Here is a 17,155-nt window from a genome sequence, read left to right as displayed (position 1 = left end):
ACTTCTTAGTTTATTTCTGCTCTTAGAGTGGCAGAGCGTAACTCTTGTTTGCGATAACTCCGTGGCAAGAAGGCCCGAATTTCATCTTCGTTAAAGCCAATCTGCATACGTTTGTTATCTAAAATAATCGGTCTCCGCAAGAGACTAGGATTTTCCTCAATCAGATGGATCAAGGCTGAGATGGATAAATCTTCAACATCAACATCCAATTTTTGAAAAATTTTTGAACGAGTTGAAATAATGTCGTCTGTTCCGTTTTCGGTCAAGGCCAATATACTTGTCAACTCCTGTTTGCTCAAAGGACTTGTCATAATATTGTGTTCTTTAAATGGAACATCGTGCTTTTTTAACCAAGCCCGAGCTTTTCGACATGATGTACAACTCGGTGATAAAAATAATGTAATCATGTGGTTCACTTCTTTTTTTATATATAACTATCTGACTCTATTATACAAAAAAAATAGGTGCTTGAAAAGCGCTTTTTTGATTTCTCGACGATTTTTCTGGATTTCAGTGGAAAAAAGAAATCCCTTTCATTATTCTCAAGAAGAGGCACACAAAAAAGGATTAGGAAAGTTCCTAATCCTCGTTCCAGTTTCGTGAAACTGCTTCATCTTCTTCTAGTTGCGCCACTAGTTGATCGATCCCATCGAATTTGACCATTTCTCGAATCTTATCTAACCAATGAATGGTCAGGGTATGACCATAGATGTCTCCTGTAAAATCAAAGAGATTGACTTCGAAACGAAGCTCTTTCCCATCAAAGGTGACATTTTTCCCGACAGAAGCCATCCCACGGTAGGTCTGCCCTTTAAAATCGACATCGACTACATAAACCCCATCTGATGGGAGATAGGTCCGATCAATCGGTGCTAGATTGGCGGTAGGATAGCCAATGGTGCGGCCACGCGCATCCCCGTGCACGACGATTCCCCGACTGGATAAAGGGTGACCAAGTAGACGGGCAGCTTCTTTGACGCGTCCTTCTAGGACAGCTTGACGAATTCGGGTCGAACTAACCTTTTCCCCCTGATCCAATACAGGAGAAATGACTTCCACTTGACCATCAAAATAAGCAGATAAGTCAGAGGCCGTTTTCTTATCAGAGCCAAAACTATAATCAAATCCAGCAATTAAAACTCGGGCCCTCAATGCTTTGACAAATTGATCAACAAATTCTTTGGCTGTTTTAGAAGCAAAATCGGTCGTAAAATCAATGAGGAAGAGCTCATCCACTCCTAGTTCGTTTAATTTTTGGAACCGATCCTCAGGACTCTGCAAATGAAGTAGTAATTCTGGTTGGTAGCGAACAAAGGCTAACTTAGGAGATTCAGGGAAGGTTAACAAAGCGACCTTCAAGCCTTTTTCATCCGCTATCTGACGCGCCTTTTTAAAGAGTTCTTGATGCCCCAGATGCAGGCCATCAAAGTAGCCCAGAACCAAAACTGTCTCATTCTCCAAATGGATCTGGTTAGCAGTAGTTATCGTACGAATATTCATGAATTTATTGTAACACATTTTCTGTCAGAAAAACCTTGCGAGGTTTGTAAAGTTCTTCCCTTTTTTCCATAATGGCTACCAATTTCCCTTGGTAAAACGCAGCTAACTCTCTGGCTTCGCTCTCAACTGGAATAAAGCGTCCCACTTGGACTTCGCCAACCTCTTCTACTGTCAGCTCTACTTTTTCCAGATCCCCGGTGCCAATTTCAAGTGGGTGAAGGAAGCTCAAATCTCCTTGCCCTACTTTTTCAGCCACCTCTTCTAAGGTCAGGGCATCTTCCAGTGACAAACCGGCAGCACTGGTCCGTGTCAGATGAGACATATGGGCTGCGTAGCCCAGTTTTTGACCCAAATCCACCGACAAGGTCCGGATATAGGTGCCCTTACTGCATTTAACCCGGAAACGAAAACGGGCTAGACTTTCTTCATAGCTAATCTCACTGGTGCGTGTGAATTCATAAATGGTTACCTGTCGGACAGGGCGTTCCACTTCTTCTCCTGCCCGCGCATATTCATAGAGCTTACGTCCATTGACCTTGACCGCTGAATACATAGGCGGTACCTGCTCCATTTCTCCCACCATTTGAGCAATCATGCGGTCCACCTCTTCTGCATCTAAAGATGCTTCCACTGGGGTCCGCTCTACGACTTCCCCGCTGGCATCCTCCGTCGTGGTAGAAAAGCCCAAAGTGATTTCTCCCTCATAGACCTTGCCTTCATCTTGCATGAATTCGACCATCCGGGTCGCCTTTCCAACTGCAATCGGAAGCACTCCCACCACATCTGGATCCAGCGTTCCCCCATGGCCGATCTTCTTAGTTCCTAAGATTTTTCGCAGTTTAAAGACCACATCATGTGAGGTCATGCCTGCTTCTTTTTTTACATTGATAATTCCGTCCATCTGATTTGCTCTTTCTAACTCTTGTGTGACCATCCGGGCCACCGACCCTTTATTATACCATGAAACAAGACTTCTTGTCCCTCTTTCCCACTTCCCATGAGCTTCCAAAAAAACCGTAGCAGATTTCAGACTTTTTAAAATGGGTTTGATACAATAGAAAGCGAAAGAAGGTGTAACATATGTTAATGTATGATGTTATTGTGATTGGATTTGGTAAAGCTGGTAAAACACTTGCAGCGAAATTATCAAGCCAAGGAAAAAAAGTTGCTCTGATTGAAAAGAGCAAGTCGATGTACGGTGGTACTTGTATCAATATCGCTTGTATTCCAACCAAGACCTTGATTGTTGCAGCAGAAAAAGGCTTGGATTTTGAGCAAGCCATGAGCGAAAAAAATGCGGTGACGACTCGTCTCAACGGCAAAAACTACGCAACCATTGCTGGAACTGGTGTAGACATTATCGATGCGACGGCTCGTTTCGTCTCCAACAAGGTCATCGAAATTCAAGCTGGGGATGAAAAGGAAGAATTGACAGCTGAAACCATTATTATTAATACTGGTGCGGTGCCAACTATCCTTCCAATCCCAAGATTAGCTGAAAGTAAATTTGCTGTAGATTCAACCGGTATTCAACGTTTGGAAAACCTACCTAAACGCCTGGGCGTCCTTGGTGGTGGACCTATCGGATTGGAATTCGCCCACCTCTACAATACCTTAGGTAGCCAAGTAACAGTATTGGATGCTGCGGACACGTTCTTGCCACGGATCGAGCCAAGCATCGCAGCTCTTGCAAAAGGCTACCTTGAAGAAGACGGTATTCAATTCTTGCAAGGCGTTCATACCCAAGAAATCAAAGATGACCAAAACAGCTTAACGGTTGTCACAGATAAGGGAGACTTCGAGTTTGATATCCTTCTCTACGCAACAGGACGTAAACCAAACACAGTTGGACTTGGTCTTGAAAACACAGACATCCAAGTCACTGATCGTGGAGCGATTCAAGTTAACAGCCATTTGGAAACTAGCGTCCATGGCGTCTTTGCAGTTGGAGATGTCAATGGTGGCCCTCAATTCACCTACATGTCACTCGATGACTTCCGCATCGTCTTCAACTACCTTACAGGCGATGGTAGCTACAATCTAGAAACTCGTAACAATTATGCAACAACACTCTTCATTGCTCCTCCACTTGCCCAAGTCGGCTTGACCGAGCAAGAAGCACGCGACAAAGGGCTCCCAGTCGCTGTTAAAGAATTGCCAGTTGCTGCCATGCCTCGTGGACATGTTAATGCAGATCTTCGAGGTGCCTTCAAAGCCGTGGTCAACCCAGAAACCAAAGAAATCCTTGGAGCAACTCTCTTTGGAGAAGCTGCAGGCGAACTTATCAACCTGATCACCATGGCTATGGACAACAAGATCCCTTATACTTACATCGCAAAACAAATCTTTACCCACCCAACCATGGCAGAAAACCTAAACGATCTCTTTGCGATTTAACTAACATAAAAAGCTGGAAAATATTCCAGCTTTTTTTAGTTTACGAATCCACAGACAGCCTCTTGAAATGCTTTATTTTCTTCATACAGAGCATGCCCAGAATGCTTTAGAATAAGGAGCTGACAACCCGAAATCGCTTTTGCCAGTTCCTTAGATCCGTCCACACCGATCACATCATCTTCAAGAGCACCAAGAACCAAAGTCGGACATTGAATTTCTTTTAAGACCACAAGGCTATTATGTTCCAGGCAAGACTGAGACTGAATGGCAATTCGTTTCTCATCTTTCATTCGTCCCAAGCGACCCATGATATTATAAAGCAACCGCCACTTTTGATAGCTCTTTTGCGTATAGGAATGCTTTGCAATATCCAGCATGAGATGCTTAAAATTTCCAGATTGACTAAGCTTTTGCCAATGCTCAATTCGCTCTCTAGCAAGTTGACTAGGCTTCGCTGTTGTCACAGCTAGAATGAGCTTTTGAACCTTTTCAGGGAAATCCGCCACCAACCATTGGGCAATCATTCCACCTTGTGAAATCCCTATGATATAGGCGGTATCTAGGTTTAGTGTCTCCATTGCTTCTGCTACATCTGCTGCCATATCCCGTGTCGTATAGCCCTGTCTCAGCTCATTGATTCGAGAAAAAACATAGATTTTATAGTGCTTAGCAAGTAGACGATAAGAGAGGGAAAAGAGCTGGGCCTTTCCTTTAACGGTCTGAAGCCCATCCCCCAAGCCTGGTATAATAACAAGAGACTTCTTTCCTTTACCAAAGGTCACATAATCCATGCTCTTATTGTTAAAATATAAGGTTTTCCCTTTTGTTGAAGACATTACTTCGTTCCCTCTACTATTTTTCCATGATTTATTTAGGTTGAGTTTTTAAATGCAAGGCAAAGCCTGCAGTCACTTTTTCAAATCCAACCGCCTGATAAAACTGATGTGCAGCATTTCGTTCAGCGGTTAATCCACTATTTAAAGCCAGTGCCTCAGCTCCTTCTTTTACCGCTTGTTTTTTCAATTCATCGATTAGCCTACTAGCAATTCCTTGTCGTCTTGTTTCTTTTGCAACTGACAAAGCCAAAATACGATAGTAAGATCCATCTGCTTCAAAAAAGAAGAGCTTTGCATAACCTAAGAAACCTAAAATTTCTCCGTTTCTTTCAGCTAGAAGACAGCCATAATGTGGTTGAGAAAGAATCATTTCTAAACGTTGAGACAGCTTAGAAGCGGTCGTTGGATAGCCCAAGTCTTCGTATAGAGACAGTAGGGCTTCAGCATCTTTCATGGTTGCTTTTCGTATCTGCATAGGATCCTCCTATTCTCCTTTCAGAGCATCAAACTTAGCCTTCATGGTTGGATTTTTCCGTGTCAGTTTTTTGACAGAGACGTCGTCCAGTTTGTTATTTGCTAAGCGCAGCTGGTTTTCAGAGGTCGTCAGGAACTTCTTGATTTCTTCCATCCGACGGATGGCCTTGTCAATCTCTTCGATGGCCTTGCCAAAGTTTGTCGAAGCAGACTGATAGTTCTTGGCAAAAGCTACTTTAAAGGCATCCAAGTCTTCTTCAAAGTGGGTGATGTCGATATTTTGTTCACGAACAAGCGCTAATTCCTGCTTGTACTGGAGCGAGTTAAGCGCAGCATTGCGCAAGAGGGTAATCATGGGCAAGAAGAACTGAGGCCGGATAACATACATCTTCTCATAGGCGTAGGACACATCGACAATACCCGAATTGTAGAGCTCGCTGTCAGCCTCAAGAAGTGTCACCAGAATAGCATACTCGCAGCCTTTCTCACGCCGGTCCTTATCCAGCTCTTTGAAGAAATGCTCGTTTTTCTTCTTGGTCGCTGTCTCATCGCCTTCATTTTTCATCTCAAACATGATAGAGAGGATTTCTACACCATTTTCATCCACCTCACGGTAAATGTAGTCACCCTTGCTGCCGGTTCTGGCATCATTGTCCTTGCCAAACTCAGCTCGTGGAAACATAGCCATACGATTCTTGTTAAACTCATACTCGCAGTGCTGTTCCAAACTCTCGCCAATCATCTTAGTAGACTGCTTAGCTTTGAAATCCTTGTAGAACTCTATGGTCTCGTCTTTCTGCCGCAGCTCTACCTCATAGCGCTCTTTGAGAGAAGTCTGGGCGAGTGCTGCTTCCTTTTCTTGCAAGGCTAGCTGATTCTTAACCTCGTCTCGCTCTTTTTCCAGTGCAGATAAAGTCTTTTGGAGCTGATTCTCATGCTCCAAGCGCAAGGTGGCCAACTGATTTTCCAGCGCTTGCACTTCTTTTTCTTTCTCTAGTAGGCTTTGGCTAGCCGTTTGCTCCACCTCTTTTTTGGCCAATTCTTTTTCGGTATCAAACTGTTGAATCTGGTTCTGTAACTGGGCAATTTCTTGGTCCTTCTTTGCTAACTTCTCTTGCTGTTCATTAAGGGCCTTTTGCTCTGCTAAAGCCAACTCCTGCCGAATTCGCTCATGAATTTCTTTGTCAAACTCTGCTGTCCGTACCTGTGACAAGAGTTCGCTGTATTGACTTTCATTGACTGTAAAGACTTCCCCACAGTTGGGGCACTTGATTTCGTTCATAGTATGCCTCTTTCTCTATTCTTAGTATATTATATCATGCCACCAGTAAAATCAAAACCAGCAAACGAGGCTTGCTCCTACTATTTCCCTAGTTTATGACAGTGAATAGAGTAAATGAGAGAATTTGAGAAAGAAGAACAATGACCATTAAAACTTCCCGCCGTGAGAAAAGCAGGAGAAACAGATTTGTTTCTCCTGCTCGGTAGATTTGAGACGGAAGGCTCAAATCTAAGGTATGGAATCCCAAAGGGAGTCGCTACCGTCCGTCCTCACCTAAGGGAAGTTGATAAAAGGACAAAACCAGCAAGCTAAGCTTACTGGTTTCAGTTTATTTCTTCTCAATTGGCGCGACACTGGCTAAGAGTTTCTTTAGCCCCACTTCTGGGAAGTTGATCTTGAGTTCTTGGGTACTGCCACTACCAGAGACTTCTAGGACAGTCCCTTCGCCCCACTTCTTGTGAATGGCAATATCACCAATGGACCAAGCGACGCTTTCTTTAGCGCTAGAACGGTTACTATTACCAAAAGGTAGGCTTGATGACGTGAGAGCACTTGGGGATGCTTGTCTCTTGCGCTCTTGAAGGGCTTGTGACAGGCTCATGCCTTTTCCAAAGGTCGTTCCGGCACCATTGCTATAAGAAGCCTTAAAGCTGGTGTTGACTGGACGGGCTAATCCTTGGTAAGTCAATAAATCCGAGCTAATTTCATTGATGAAACGCGTTGGCCGGTTGTAGCTGGTCCGTCCAAAGAGCAAACGTGAGTTGGCATTGGTCAAGAAGAGAACCTTCTCTGCCCGCGTGATCCCTACATAAGCTAGGCGACGCTCTTCTTCCAACTCGTCTGGATCCTCTGCTGCACGACTAAGAGGAAAGACATTTTCTTCCATCCCAATCAAGAAGACGACTGGAAACTCCAATCCTTTAGCCGCGTGAAGGGTCATCAAGGTGACTTCTGAGGTCTCTTGAGCTCCATCATCTGTATCGGCAATCAAAGCCAAATCGTTCAAGAAGCGACTCAGGGTCTCCACACCTGATTCGTCTTCGACGGTCTCTCCGTTTTCATCAAAATTCTTGGTAACAGATAGGAACTCTTGGATATTCTCGATGCGGGCCTGACTTTCCAAATTTCCCTGATTGGTTAGGGCTGTCATATAGCCTGTCTTGTCAAGGACTTCTTCGACCAATTCTGTAATGGTCAGCTGGTCCAATCTTTCTCTCAAATCAAGAATGAGATTGGCAAAGTCCCAGATGGCTTGGGCAGCCTTTCCTTTGATGCCTGAGAGCATGATATTAGCCGAAGCATCTAGAAGTGAGGACTCTTGCATTTGAGCAAAGTCACGAATCTTATCCACTGTACCTGGCCCGATTCCCCGCTTGGGTTCATTGATAATGCGCTCAAAACTGATATTGTCACTAAGGTTGGCAATCAAGTTTAGATAAGCAATGATATCCCGAATTTCCTTCCGGCTGTAGAACTTGGTGCCCCCTACCATGGTGTAGGGAATGTTAGACTTGAGCAGCGCTTCTTCAATGGTCCGGGACTGAGCATTGGTCCGGTAGAGAACGGCAAAATCACGGTGTTTGTAGCCAGCTTCGCGACTGAGCTCTTCAATCGTTTTAGCAACAAAGACCGCTTCATCCTGCTCGTCATTAGCCCGGTAGTAGACAATCTCTTCCCCGTCAGCATTTTGGGTCCAAAGATTCTTAGGACGACGATTTTTATTGTTTTTAATGACATCATTGGCTGCTTGCAGGATGGTTTTAGTCGAGCGGTAATTCTCTTCTAGGAGGACGACCTTGGCATCAGGATAATCCTTCTCAAAGTCCAGGATATTCTGCATATCTGCTCCCCGCCAGCCATAAATAGACTGGTCCGCATCCCCAACGACACAGATATTTTTAAAACGTGAAGCCAAGAGTTTGACCAATTGGTATTGGGCATGGTTTGTATCTTGATACTCGTCTACGTGGATGTATTGAAACTTCTGCTGGTAATAGGTCAGCACATCTGGATGCTGATCAAAAAGACGCAGTGTCAGCATGATCAAATCATCAAAGTCCACTGCTTCTGACTGACGGAGTTCCTTTTGGTAAGCCTCATAACACTTGGCGATGATCTGGGTATACATATCCCCCGCTTGGGCGACGTAGGCCACTTCATCGATCAGGTCATTTTTGGCATTGGAAATAGTCCCCAAGATGGTCCGTTCATTCCATTTTTTAGGATCCAAGTTCAAGGACTTCAAAATCCGCTTCATCAAGGTCCGTTGCTCAACCGGGTCGACAATGGTGAAGTTGCGGTTGTAGCCAATGTGATCCGCATCACGACGGAGGATGCGCACACACATAGAGTGGAAGGTGGCAATCAAGCAATCTTGGGTGGCTGGATTCAACTGATAAGCCCGCTCCTTCATTTCCCGAGCGGCTTTATTGGTAAAGGTAATGGCCAAAATATTCCAAGGATTGACCATTTTTTCATCGATCAAGTAAGCGATGCGGTGGGTCAAGACACGTGTCTTACCAGAACCAGCCCCCGCCATGATCAAGAGGGGACCTTCTGTCGTTTGGACCGCCTCTGCTTGGCGATCATTCATACCATTCAATAAAGGATTCATCTCATACTCCTCATTCATTCAATCGTTCTATTATACCACATTTTCGCCCTTTCTCCTTTTGGAAACAGTTGGCATCATTTGAATTTTGTACTCAAAAAGGCTATAATAAAGGCTTAAGAAGAACGAATATTTCCTCATCAACAACGATCCAAGTTTTTCGCTTAGGAGGAAATCTACAGAAGTCTGGAGGAGTTATCAGTGAATCAATCACAAAGTAATTTAAAACTAGCCGAACGTGGAGCCCTGATCAGTATTGTCGCCTACCTGATTCTTTCCGCAGCTAAATTAGCAACAGGACATCTCCTTCACTCCTCCAGTTTGGTCGCGGATGGTTTTAATAACTTATCCGATATTATCAGTAACGTCGCCCTTCTCATCGGCATTCGCATGGCCCGCCAGCCAGCTGACCGCGACCACCGATTTGGTCATTGGAAGATTGAAGATCTAGCTAGCCTGGTAACTTCCATCATCATGTTTTATGTGGGCTTCGATGTCCTACGAGATACCGTTCAGAAAATCCTCAGTAGGGAAACCACTGTCATTGATCCTTTAGGGGCCATTGTCGGAGTTGGATCAGCCCTTGTCATGTTTGCGGTCTATCTTTATAACCGGACTTTAGCTAAGAAAGCTCAATCCAAGGCCCTCAAGGCAGCTGCCAAAGACAACCTGTCTGACGTGGTCACTTCTTTAGGAACCTCTGTTGCGATTGGAGCTAGTGCTCTTAACTATCCGATTGTGGACCAATTAGTGGCCATCGTTATTACCTTCTTTATCCTAAAAACTGCCTACGACATTTTCATTGAATCCTCCTTCAGCCTCTCCGATGGTTTTGATGAAAGTCTCCTGGATAAATACAAGGCGGCTATTCTGGAATTGCCAAAGGTCAGCCGGGTCAAATCCCAACGGGGACGGACTTACGGAAGCAACATTTACCTAGATGTCGTCATCGAAATGAATCCAGACCTCTCTGTTTATGAGAGCCATGCTATTACCGAAGAGGTCGAGCGCCTTCTCAAGGAACAGTTTGGCGTCTTTGATATCGATGTCCATGTGGAGCCAAGTTCTATCCCTGAAGATGAGATTCTGGACAATGTCCTTCTCAAATTAAAGACCTATGAGGAACGCTTGCAGGCTCAGCAGGAATACCAAACCCTCCTAGCAGACAACTTCACCCTCATCAATGAGTATGGCCAAGAAAGCCACAAAGAGGACCTGGTCCGTTTGCAGGAAGAACATCAAATTCCCTTTAAGAATTTCGAAATTGAATCTATCAGTCAAAAGACCAAATTGATTCGCTATGAGTTAAATGACCAGATCCATACCAGTCTCTGGCGGCGTCATGAACACTGGCAAAAGGTCTTTCACCAAATTACCAGTAAACAGAAAAAATAGAACCCTCTACCTCAATCTAACCAGAATAAAAAGCTACTGCAATTCTTTTTTGCAGTAGTTTTTTTGTAAGAAAAAATAGCCTTTCGGCTATTCTTCAACTTTTATAAATCCAAATTTATTGAGAGGGTAGAGACGTAGATTCACGACTCCTTCGATCTGATTTTTATGGATATAACCAAACTCACGACTATCTTCTGTATCCCCACGGTTATCATTTAAGACTAGAAAGGTATCGGATGGTACACGACCAGCCTTGGTCCCTTTTAACTCTGATAAAAAGAAATCATCAGTATAATACCCATTACTCGTTGGAGCAGCTAGATGTTTGTTCAGCATTTTATTCAGGTAAGGTTCTGGTGTTGCCTGTCCATTCAAATAGAGGACGTCATCTACGTAGCTGACTTCATCGTTTTCTTTGGCAATAACACGTCCAAGGTATTCTTTTCCACCGACCTTGTATAAGACCAAATCACTGCGATCTACCTGAGCATTTCTAGTCGCTACCACAAGATCTCCATTTTTCACAGAAGCATTGGCCATCTTATCATTGATACTAAATGGATGAAATACAAAGATACGAAGCAAAATCAGTGCTAAAACCAGAACACCGACAATGATGACATTTCTAATTAAATCTCTCCTTGGCATGTATGTCTCCCTTCCTTTTTGTTTATTATACCATTTTTTTGATCTTTAAAAAAGAGAAAGTAAGCATTAGTGAGAATTCTTATCAACACAAACCAGAAGAAAAAGAAAAACCTCGCGGTCAATCCTTTCAGATCAACCAACAAGGCTTTCAGATATAATTGTCTATTAACGTACTGTACGGATACGCATTGTGTTTGTACGAACAGCTTCACCAAGTGGCACACCTGCAACGATAACAATATCATCACCAGATTGTACAAGACCAGCTTCAACTGCTTTACGTTCAGCAATTTCAAACATGTCATCGGTTGATGATGGAGCTTCTGTCAACATTGGGATAACACCCCAGTTCAACATCAATCCACGTTCTGTCAATTCGTCAAATGTCAATGCCAAAATATCAGCATTTGGACGGTATTTAGAAATCAAACGTGCTGTGTGACCAGTCTTAGTAAGAGTTACAACCAATTTGATGTCCATTGAGTTTGTAGCATCTTTAACAGCTGAAGCCATAACTTCTGTCTTAGAGTTACGTTCAAATGAATCTGAGTTCAAACGTCCGTATTCTTTCAAAAGTGTTTGAGCGTTCTTGTCAATTGTAGCCATTGTTGTAACTGACTCAAGTGGGTATTTACCGTTTGCAGATTCACCTGAAAGCATTGTAGCATCAGTACCATCGATAACAGCGTTGAAAACGTCAGATACTTCAGAACGAGTTGCACGTGGTTTTTCAGTCATTGTTTCAAGCATGTTTGTTGCAGTGATAACAACTTTACCAGCAGCATTCACTTTAGTGATAATCATTTTTTGGTAAACTGGAACCATTTCAAATGGTACTTCGATACCCATGTCACCACGAGCAATCATAATACCGTCTGCAGCTTCAATGATTTCATCTAAATTATCGATACCTTGTTGGTTTTCGATCTTCGCAAACAATTGAACGTGACCGTTACCAGTTTCTTCACAAATTGCACGAACTTCATTTACGTCTTTTGCAGTACGTACGAATGAGATCGCGATGAAGTTGATACCTTGTTCCAAACCGAAGCGGATATCGTCGTTATCGCGTTCAGCAAGTGCTGGGAAAGGAATCTTAGTGTTAGGGATGTTCACACCTTTTTGTTTAGCAATGATACCGTCGTTTTCAACTTCAACAACAAATTCACGTTTTGCAGCATCTTTTTCTACAACGCGAAGACCCAATTTACCATCATCAACCAATACTTGGTGTCCAACTTCAACGTCATCAAAGATGTCAAGCGCACCAGCAACGTTCAATGCGATAACGTCACGAGTTGATTTGATGCCTTGTTTTGTAGCAACGCGAATACGTTCACCAGTTTTGTATGAGTACTCTTTAGCTTCGCCTTCGAACAATTCAGTACGGATTTCTGGACCTTTAGTATCAAGAAGGAAACCAACTTTTTTACCAGCGATTTCTTCTGCACGTTTAACAGTCGCCATACGTTCACCTTGTTCTTGGTGGTCACCGTGTGAGAAGTTGAAACGGAAAGTGTTAGCGCCAGCTTCGATCAATTTAGCAATGTTTTGTGCTGAAGCTTCAACGTCCAGTTTTTCAGCCCAGTATCCATCTTCACCAAATTTTTTACCACCACGGATTTCTACCGCAGGACCCAAAGTTGCAACGATTTTTACACGTTTGTTCATGATATATATGACTCCTTTTTAAATATATCTGTCTTTTTAAGACAAGGTTAACGAATTTATGAAATAAAATTAGATTGAAGACAAGCTACGGTTCAACTCGGCAAGACCAAGATCAGCTTTATGTGGATTGTTTACCACAATCTTACCATCTTCTGTCAAGCTAAAGAGGGCTCCTTCTTCTGCTTTACCAAGGATTGGGTTTTCAACCATTTTTTCATTACGGATACCAACTGCTACACCACCGATTCCTTGTTTCAACAATTTAACAGCGTGTGCTCCCATACGTGAAGCAAGAACACGGTCACGCGCAGTTGGTGAACCACCACGTTGGATATGCCCAAGCTCAGTCACACGAAGGTCACTTGTATCTCCAGCATCTTTCAAAGCTTGACCAAATTCATCTGCAGACATCACGCCTTCAGCCAAGATAATGATGTTGTGGGTACGACCTTTTGCGTAACCTTCTTTGATGCTCTCAACAACTTCTTCGATCTTGAATCCTTCTTCAGGGATGATGATTTCATCTGCACCAGATGCAATCCCTGCCCAAAGAGCGATATCTCCAGCATTACGTCCCATAACTTCAATTACGAAAGTACGGTGGTGACTAGATGAAGTATCACGGATCTTATCGATCGCGTCCATTGCAGTTGTGACTGCCGTATCAAAACCAATTGTAAAGTCAGTTCCGACGATATCGTTGTCGATCGTACCAGGAAGACCAACAGCTGGGAATCCAAGCTCAGTCAAGCGCATCGCACCATGGTAAGAACCATCTCCGCCAATAACGACAACACCTTCGATCCCGTGTTTCTTCAATTGCTCGATCCCTTTTAATTGACCTTCGCGTTGTGCGAATTCAGGGTAACGAGCTGAATGAAGGAAGGTACCACCACGGGAAATAATATCTCCAACAGATGAGGCGTCAAGGGGCTGAATTTTACCAGCAACCATTCCCGCATATCCATCATAGATACCGAAAACTTCCATTCCTTCTGAAATTGCTTGACGAACAACTGCACGGATGGCAGCGTTCATTCCAGGGGCATCTCCACCACTAGTTAAAACAGCAATACGTTTCATTTCGTTGTTTGCTCCTTTTTTTCTTTTACATTCTACGTAATTATAACACAAAGAAGACTAAAATTCTCGTATTTTTCGCAGTTTTTACCGATAAATCGTTTTCATAACGAGATTCTTTAGTTCATCTTCCAATTCTTTGTTTTTCTGGACTGTATAGCCCCTCAATTGAAGAGTTTTTTTCTCGTCTTCATAGCGTAATATCACAGGATATGGGCCCGGATATTTTTTCAAGATAGAAAGAATCGTTTTATCCTGACGATGATCGAGCAACTGGATCCAGAACTTTTCATTGGTTGCCAGTTGTGCCTCTGCTAGAATCATCTGCAAGCGCCCATCACGCTCTTGTATCTTCCCTGTCAAGTAATAAAAGCCACCTTCTTTTATCAAGGAGGAAAATCGATTGTAGGTTTCAGGGAAAAGGGTCACATCCAATTTTTTCTTGGTATCACTGACTTGTAAGAAAGCCATGAGATCACCCGACTTGGTTCGAATGGTCCGGATGGCTTGCACCTCTATGAGAATTCGCGCCTGCTCTCCTTGTATGAGTTGAGAAATTGGTTGGATCTCATAGGGACTCGTTTGCCCAATCGCAACCAATGGGTGGGTACTGAGACCGACGCCAATAATGGCCTCTTCCTTCTCATATTTTTCAGCCTGGCTAAAGTCTTCCGCTTCTGTCCAGGAATAGTTAGAATCTGCAAATAAACTACCTAACTCATCTGCAAAGACAAATAAATTCGGCAAATTGTGAAGCACCTTGCGTCTATTCTTCTCAAAGTTATCAAACAACCCTAGTTCTACTAAAGGCGTCAATAGAGGTAATTTATGATACTGATTAGGAAGGCGTAAAATAAAATCTTCGACACTTTCAAAGGGACGATTGTCAATGATCCAATACGCTAAATCTCTCGGAAGTCCCTTGATATTTTTCATTCCCAAGTAAATTTTTCGATCCTGAAACTTATCTCTGTAAGGGATGGTATTGATGGATAATGGCGCGACTTTAAAATCAAACTGGAGAGCATCTGTCAGATAATCACTGCTCGAATAATTGAGCATGACATCAAAGAAAACATCTGGATAATGGACCTTGAAATAGGCCATCTGAAAGGCCAAGGCAGAATAGGCATAGGCATGGGAACGGTTAAAACCATAGCCTGCGAATTTTTCCATAATCGCAAAGACCTCTTTGGCTTTTTCTTCCGTATGACCAAGTTTAAGAGCACCCGTGACAAAATCGTCTTCCATCTTGTGCATTTCAGTTGCATTTTTTTTGCCCATGGCCCGACGTAAGATATCGGCTTTCCCTAGGCTAAAGCCTGCAAAACGCTGGGCAACCTGCATGACCTGCTCTTGGTAAAGCATGATCCCATAAGTGGGCCGTAAGATTTCTTCAATAGCTGGATCCAGAATATCAACTTTTTCCTGGCCGTGCTTTCTTTTGACAAAATTATCAATGTAATCACTAGCGCCTGGACGATTGAGAGAGGTGGTCGCTACCACTTCTTCGAAATGATTGGGTCTCACACGTCTCAAAAGGCGGATAGCTCCTGCTTGTTCAAATTGGAAAATCCCCTTGGTATCCCCAGCAGCAAATAAGGCTAAGGTTTCTGGATCTTCTAAATCAATGGCTTCAATCACGATCTCTTCTTGGTACTTTTCATAGACGGCTTCCTTCATTTTTTGAACAAAGGTTAAGTTTCGCAGACCCAAAAAGTCCATCTTCAATAGACCATTGGCTTCAACCGCATGAGCATCGTACTGGGTGACAAACATGTCTTCTCCATACTTGAGAGGAATGTGATCCGTCAAATCCTGGTCACTCATCACAACACCCGCCGCATGGATCGAGGTCTGTCTAGGTTGGCCCTCAATTCTTTTGGCAATTTCAAAGCCACGTTCAAATTCTGCTCGACTATGAATCACTTGTCGAAAAGCTAGATTCTGTTCATACGCAGTTGTCAGTGTATCCCTAAAGCCAATACGCTTGGTAATGGAGGTTAATTCGTACTCTGGTACCCCAAAACGTTTAAAAACATCTCGAATGGCTTGTTTGGCCCCAAAGGTTGAAAAGGTCACGATCTGAGCCGCATGGTAACTCCCATAACGGTCTCTCACATAACGGATAAATTCTGGACGATAGATATCAGGAATATCAATATCAATATCCGGCATGGTATAGCGCTCCACATTTAAAAAGCGTTCAAAGAGGAGGTTCTTCTCCACTGGATCAATCCCTGTAATCTCCAGGGCATAAGCTACCAGTGAGCCGACAGCAGACCCACGTCCCATTCCCATATAATAGCCTTGACTCCGTCCGAAACGAAGAAGATCCCATACAATCAAGAAATAATCATCAAAGCCCATTTGGTGAATAATGTCTAATTCATGCTCCAAACGTTCTTGATAGACCGGACTAGTCAAGTTCTTTCGAAGAAGACCGGCTTGGGCTAATTCTCTCAATTCCGCAACAGCTGGTTTCTGAGGATTGAAGCGAGGCAATTTCAACTGAGTATCAATGTCGTATTGAATCCCTTGGACAAGTTTTTCAAGATTTGTGATGGCTTGCGGAAATCGCTCTGCAAAATCATTCTTTAAATCCTGAGGAGTTTTTAGAACTGTTGTAGGATCAATTGGCCCTGTTTCTGTCAAGCTTTGATTGTCCTTGATGGCTGCCAGCATCTGCATGGCTTCCACATCTTCCACCTCAAAGAAACGCACAGTATGAAGAGGGAGCACAGGGTGGCTAAACTCTTGGACCGGCGTATCCGCAAAAACTCCGATGAAGTAATCTAGACCAAGCGGCAAGTCTCCACTAACAAAAGGCGCTGGGACAATGACTGCTACTCCTTCTGTTAGGTGCTTCACATCCTCCCAATTGCCCTTCCCCATCATTTTGACAGTCGACATCTTCATCAGATTCTGGTAGCCCTTCGTTGACAGAGCGATCATCCGAAACGGAATTGTTTCATTGTCTACCTCTAGTCCAATTTCTAAACCGACCAAGGGGCTGAGCTTGTGGGCCTGACAGGCTTCGATAAATTCATAGGCACCATACAAATTATCTATATCCATGATTCCCAATGCGCCATACCCCATGCTTTTAGCCACGTGAACATAGTCTTTTATGGTCACAAGGCTTTCCATAAAGGTATAGACTGATTTGGTATCTAGCTGTGCAATCACTTTTTCTCCTCCCTCACTGGTCTATTTTTGGGACTCTTTTTTGTACAAAAAAACACCACTGCTACACAATGA

The 17,155-nt window shown here is 43.4% G+C and carries 13 protein-coding genes; 2 read left to right on the top strand and 11 right to left on the bottom strand.

Features of this window, described 5'->3' with window-relative positions:
• Positions 1-5: 5 nt before the first annotated feature.
• From I2F76_RS01670 to truB, 3 genes are all read right to left on the bottom strand, one after another.
• Entirely contained in the window at positions 6-407 is a 402-nt protein-coding gene (locus I2F76_RS01670) for a Spx/MgsR family RNA polymerase-binding regulatory protein (RefSeq protein ID WP_009732658.1), read from the bottom strand.
• A gap of 172 nt (positions 408-579) precedes the next feature.
• Positions 580-1,500 carry a bifunctional riboflavin kinase/FAD synthetase gene (locus tag I2F76_RS01665; protein ID WP_155125108.1) on the bottom strand — a complete coding sequence of 307 codons (921 nt, stop codon included), beginning with the start codon at positions 1,498-1,500 and terminating at the stop codon, positions 580-582.
• Between the two features lie 4 nt (positions 1,501-1,504).
• On the bottom strand, positions 1,505-2,401 hold the full coding sequence (gene truB, locus I2F76_RS01660; protein ID WP_045759281.1) for a tRNA pseudouridine(55) synthase TruB: 897 nt from the start codon (positions 2,399-2,401) through the stop codon (positions 1,505-1,507).
• Between the two features lie 179 nt (positions 2,402-2,580).
• On the opposite strand from truB, the gene I2F76_RS01655 reads away from it, so the two are divergent.
• Positions 2,581-3,897 carry an FAD-containing oxidoreductase gene (locus I2F76_RS01655; protein ID WP_195487099.1) on the top strand — a complete coding sequence of 439 codons (1,317 nt, stop codon included), beginning with the start codon at positions 2,581-2,583 and terminating at the stop codon, positions 3,895-3,897.
• A 35-nt stretch (positions 3,898-3,932) separates the two neighbouring features.
• Here the strand turns inward: I2F76_RS01655 and I2F76_RS01650 are convergent, their stop codons facing one another.
• The 4 genes from I2F76_RS01650 to pcrA form a co-directional block, all read right to left on the bottom strand.
• The gene (locus tag I2F76_RS01650; RefSeq protein WP_195214046.1) at positions 3,933-4,733 is read right to left on the bottom strand and encodes an alpha/beta fold hydrolase; all 801 of its coding nucleotides are present in this window, start codon (positions 4,731-4,733) and stop codon (positions 3,933-3,935) included.
• A 31-nt stretch (positions 4,734-4,764) separates the two neighbouring features.
• Positions 4,765-5,208, bottom strand: a complete 444-nt coding sequence (locus I2F76_RS01645) for a GNAT family N-acetyltransferase (protein WP_195214047.1) — start codon at positions 5,206-5,208, stop codon at positions 4,765-4,767.
• 9 nt (positions 5,209-5,217) lie between these two features.
• On the bottom strand, positions 5,218-6,489 hold the full coding sequence (locus I2F76_RS01640; protein ID WP_195214048.1) for a DUF2130 domain-containing protein: 1,272 nt from the start codon (positions 6,487-6,489) through the stop codon (positions 5,218-5,220).
• A 328-nt stretch (positions 6,490-6,817) separates the two neighbouring features.
• Positions 6,818-9,103 (bottom strand): DNA helicase PcrA, encoded by a 2,286-nt coding sequence (gene pcrA, locus I2F76_RS01635; protein WP_195487098.1) that lies wholly within the window; start codon positions 9,101-9,103, stop codon positions 6,818-6,820.
• Positions 9,104-9,301: 198 nt separating this feature from the next.
• Between pcrA and I2F76_RS01630 the strand changes: the two genes are divergently transcribed.
• Positions 9,302-10,495, top strand: a complete 1,194-nt coding sequence (locus I2F76_RS01630) for a cation diffusion facilitator family transporter (protein WP_031576616.1) — start codon at positions 9,302-9,304, stop codon at positions 10,493-10,495.
• Between the two features lie 87 nt (positions 10,496-10,582).
• Here I2F76_RS01630 and lepB read toward each other — a convergent pair whose 3' ends face one another.
• The 4 genes from lepB to I2F76_RS01610 all read right to left on the bottom strand — a co-directional run bounded on the left by lepB (position 10,583) and on the right by I2F76_RS01610 (position 17,083).
• Positions 10,583-11,143, bottom strand: coding sequence for a signal peptidase I (gene lepB, locus I2F76_RS01625; RefSeq protein WP_070673890.1), 561 nt, complete (start codon positions 11,141-11,143; stop codon positions 10,583-10,585).
• A gap of 165 nt (positions 11,144-11,308) precedes the next feature.
• Entirely contained in the window at positions 11,309-12,814 is a 1,506-nt protein-coding gene (gene pyk / locus I2F76_RS01620; RefSeq protein WP_049482315.1) for a pyruvate kinase, read from the bottom strand.
• Between the two features lie 69 nt (positions 12,815-12,883).
• Positions 12,884-13,897, bottom strand: coding sequence for a 6-phosphofructokinase (pfkA, locus tag I2F76_RS01615; protein ID WP_070673889.1), 1,014 nt, complete (start codon positions 13,895-13,897; stop codon positions 12,884-12,886).
• Between the two features lie 84 nt (positions 13,898-13,981).
• The gene (locus I2F76_RS01610) at positions 13,982-17,083 is read right to left on the bottom strand and encodes a DNA polymerase III subunit alpha (RefSeq protein WP_195423014.1); all 3,102 of its coding nucleotides are present in this window, start codon (positions 17,081-17,083) and stop codon (positions 13,982-13,984) included.
• Between the last annotated feature and the right edge of the window lie 72 nt (positions 17,084-17,155).

Source organism: Streptococcus parasanguinis (assembly GCF_015557775.1).
GTDB classification, from domain to species: domain Bacteria; phylum Bacillota; class Bacilli; order Lactobacillales; family Streptococcaceae; genus Streptococcus; species Streptococcus parasanguinis_AA.
Note: the sequence above shows the minus strand (reverse complement) of the source record. Positions and strands in the feature narration are given on the sequence as shown.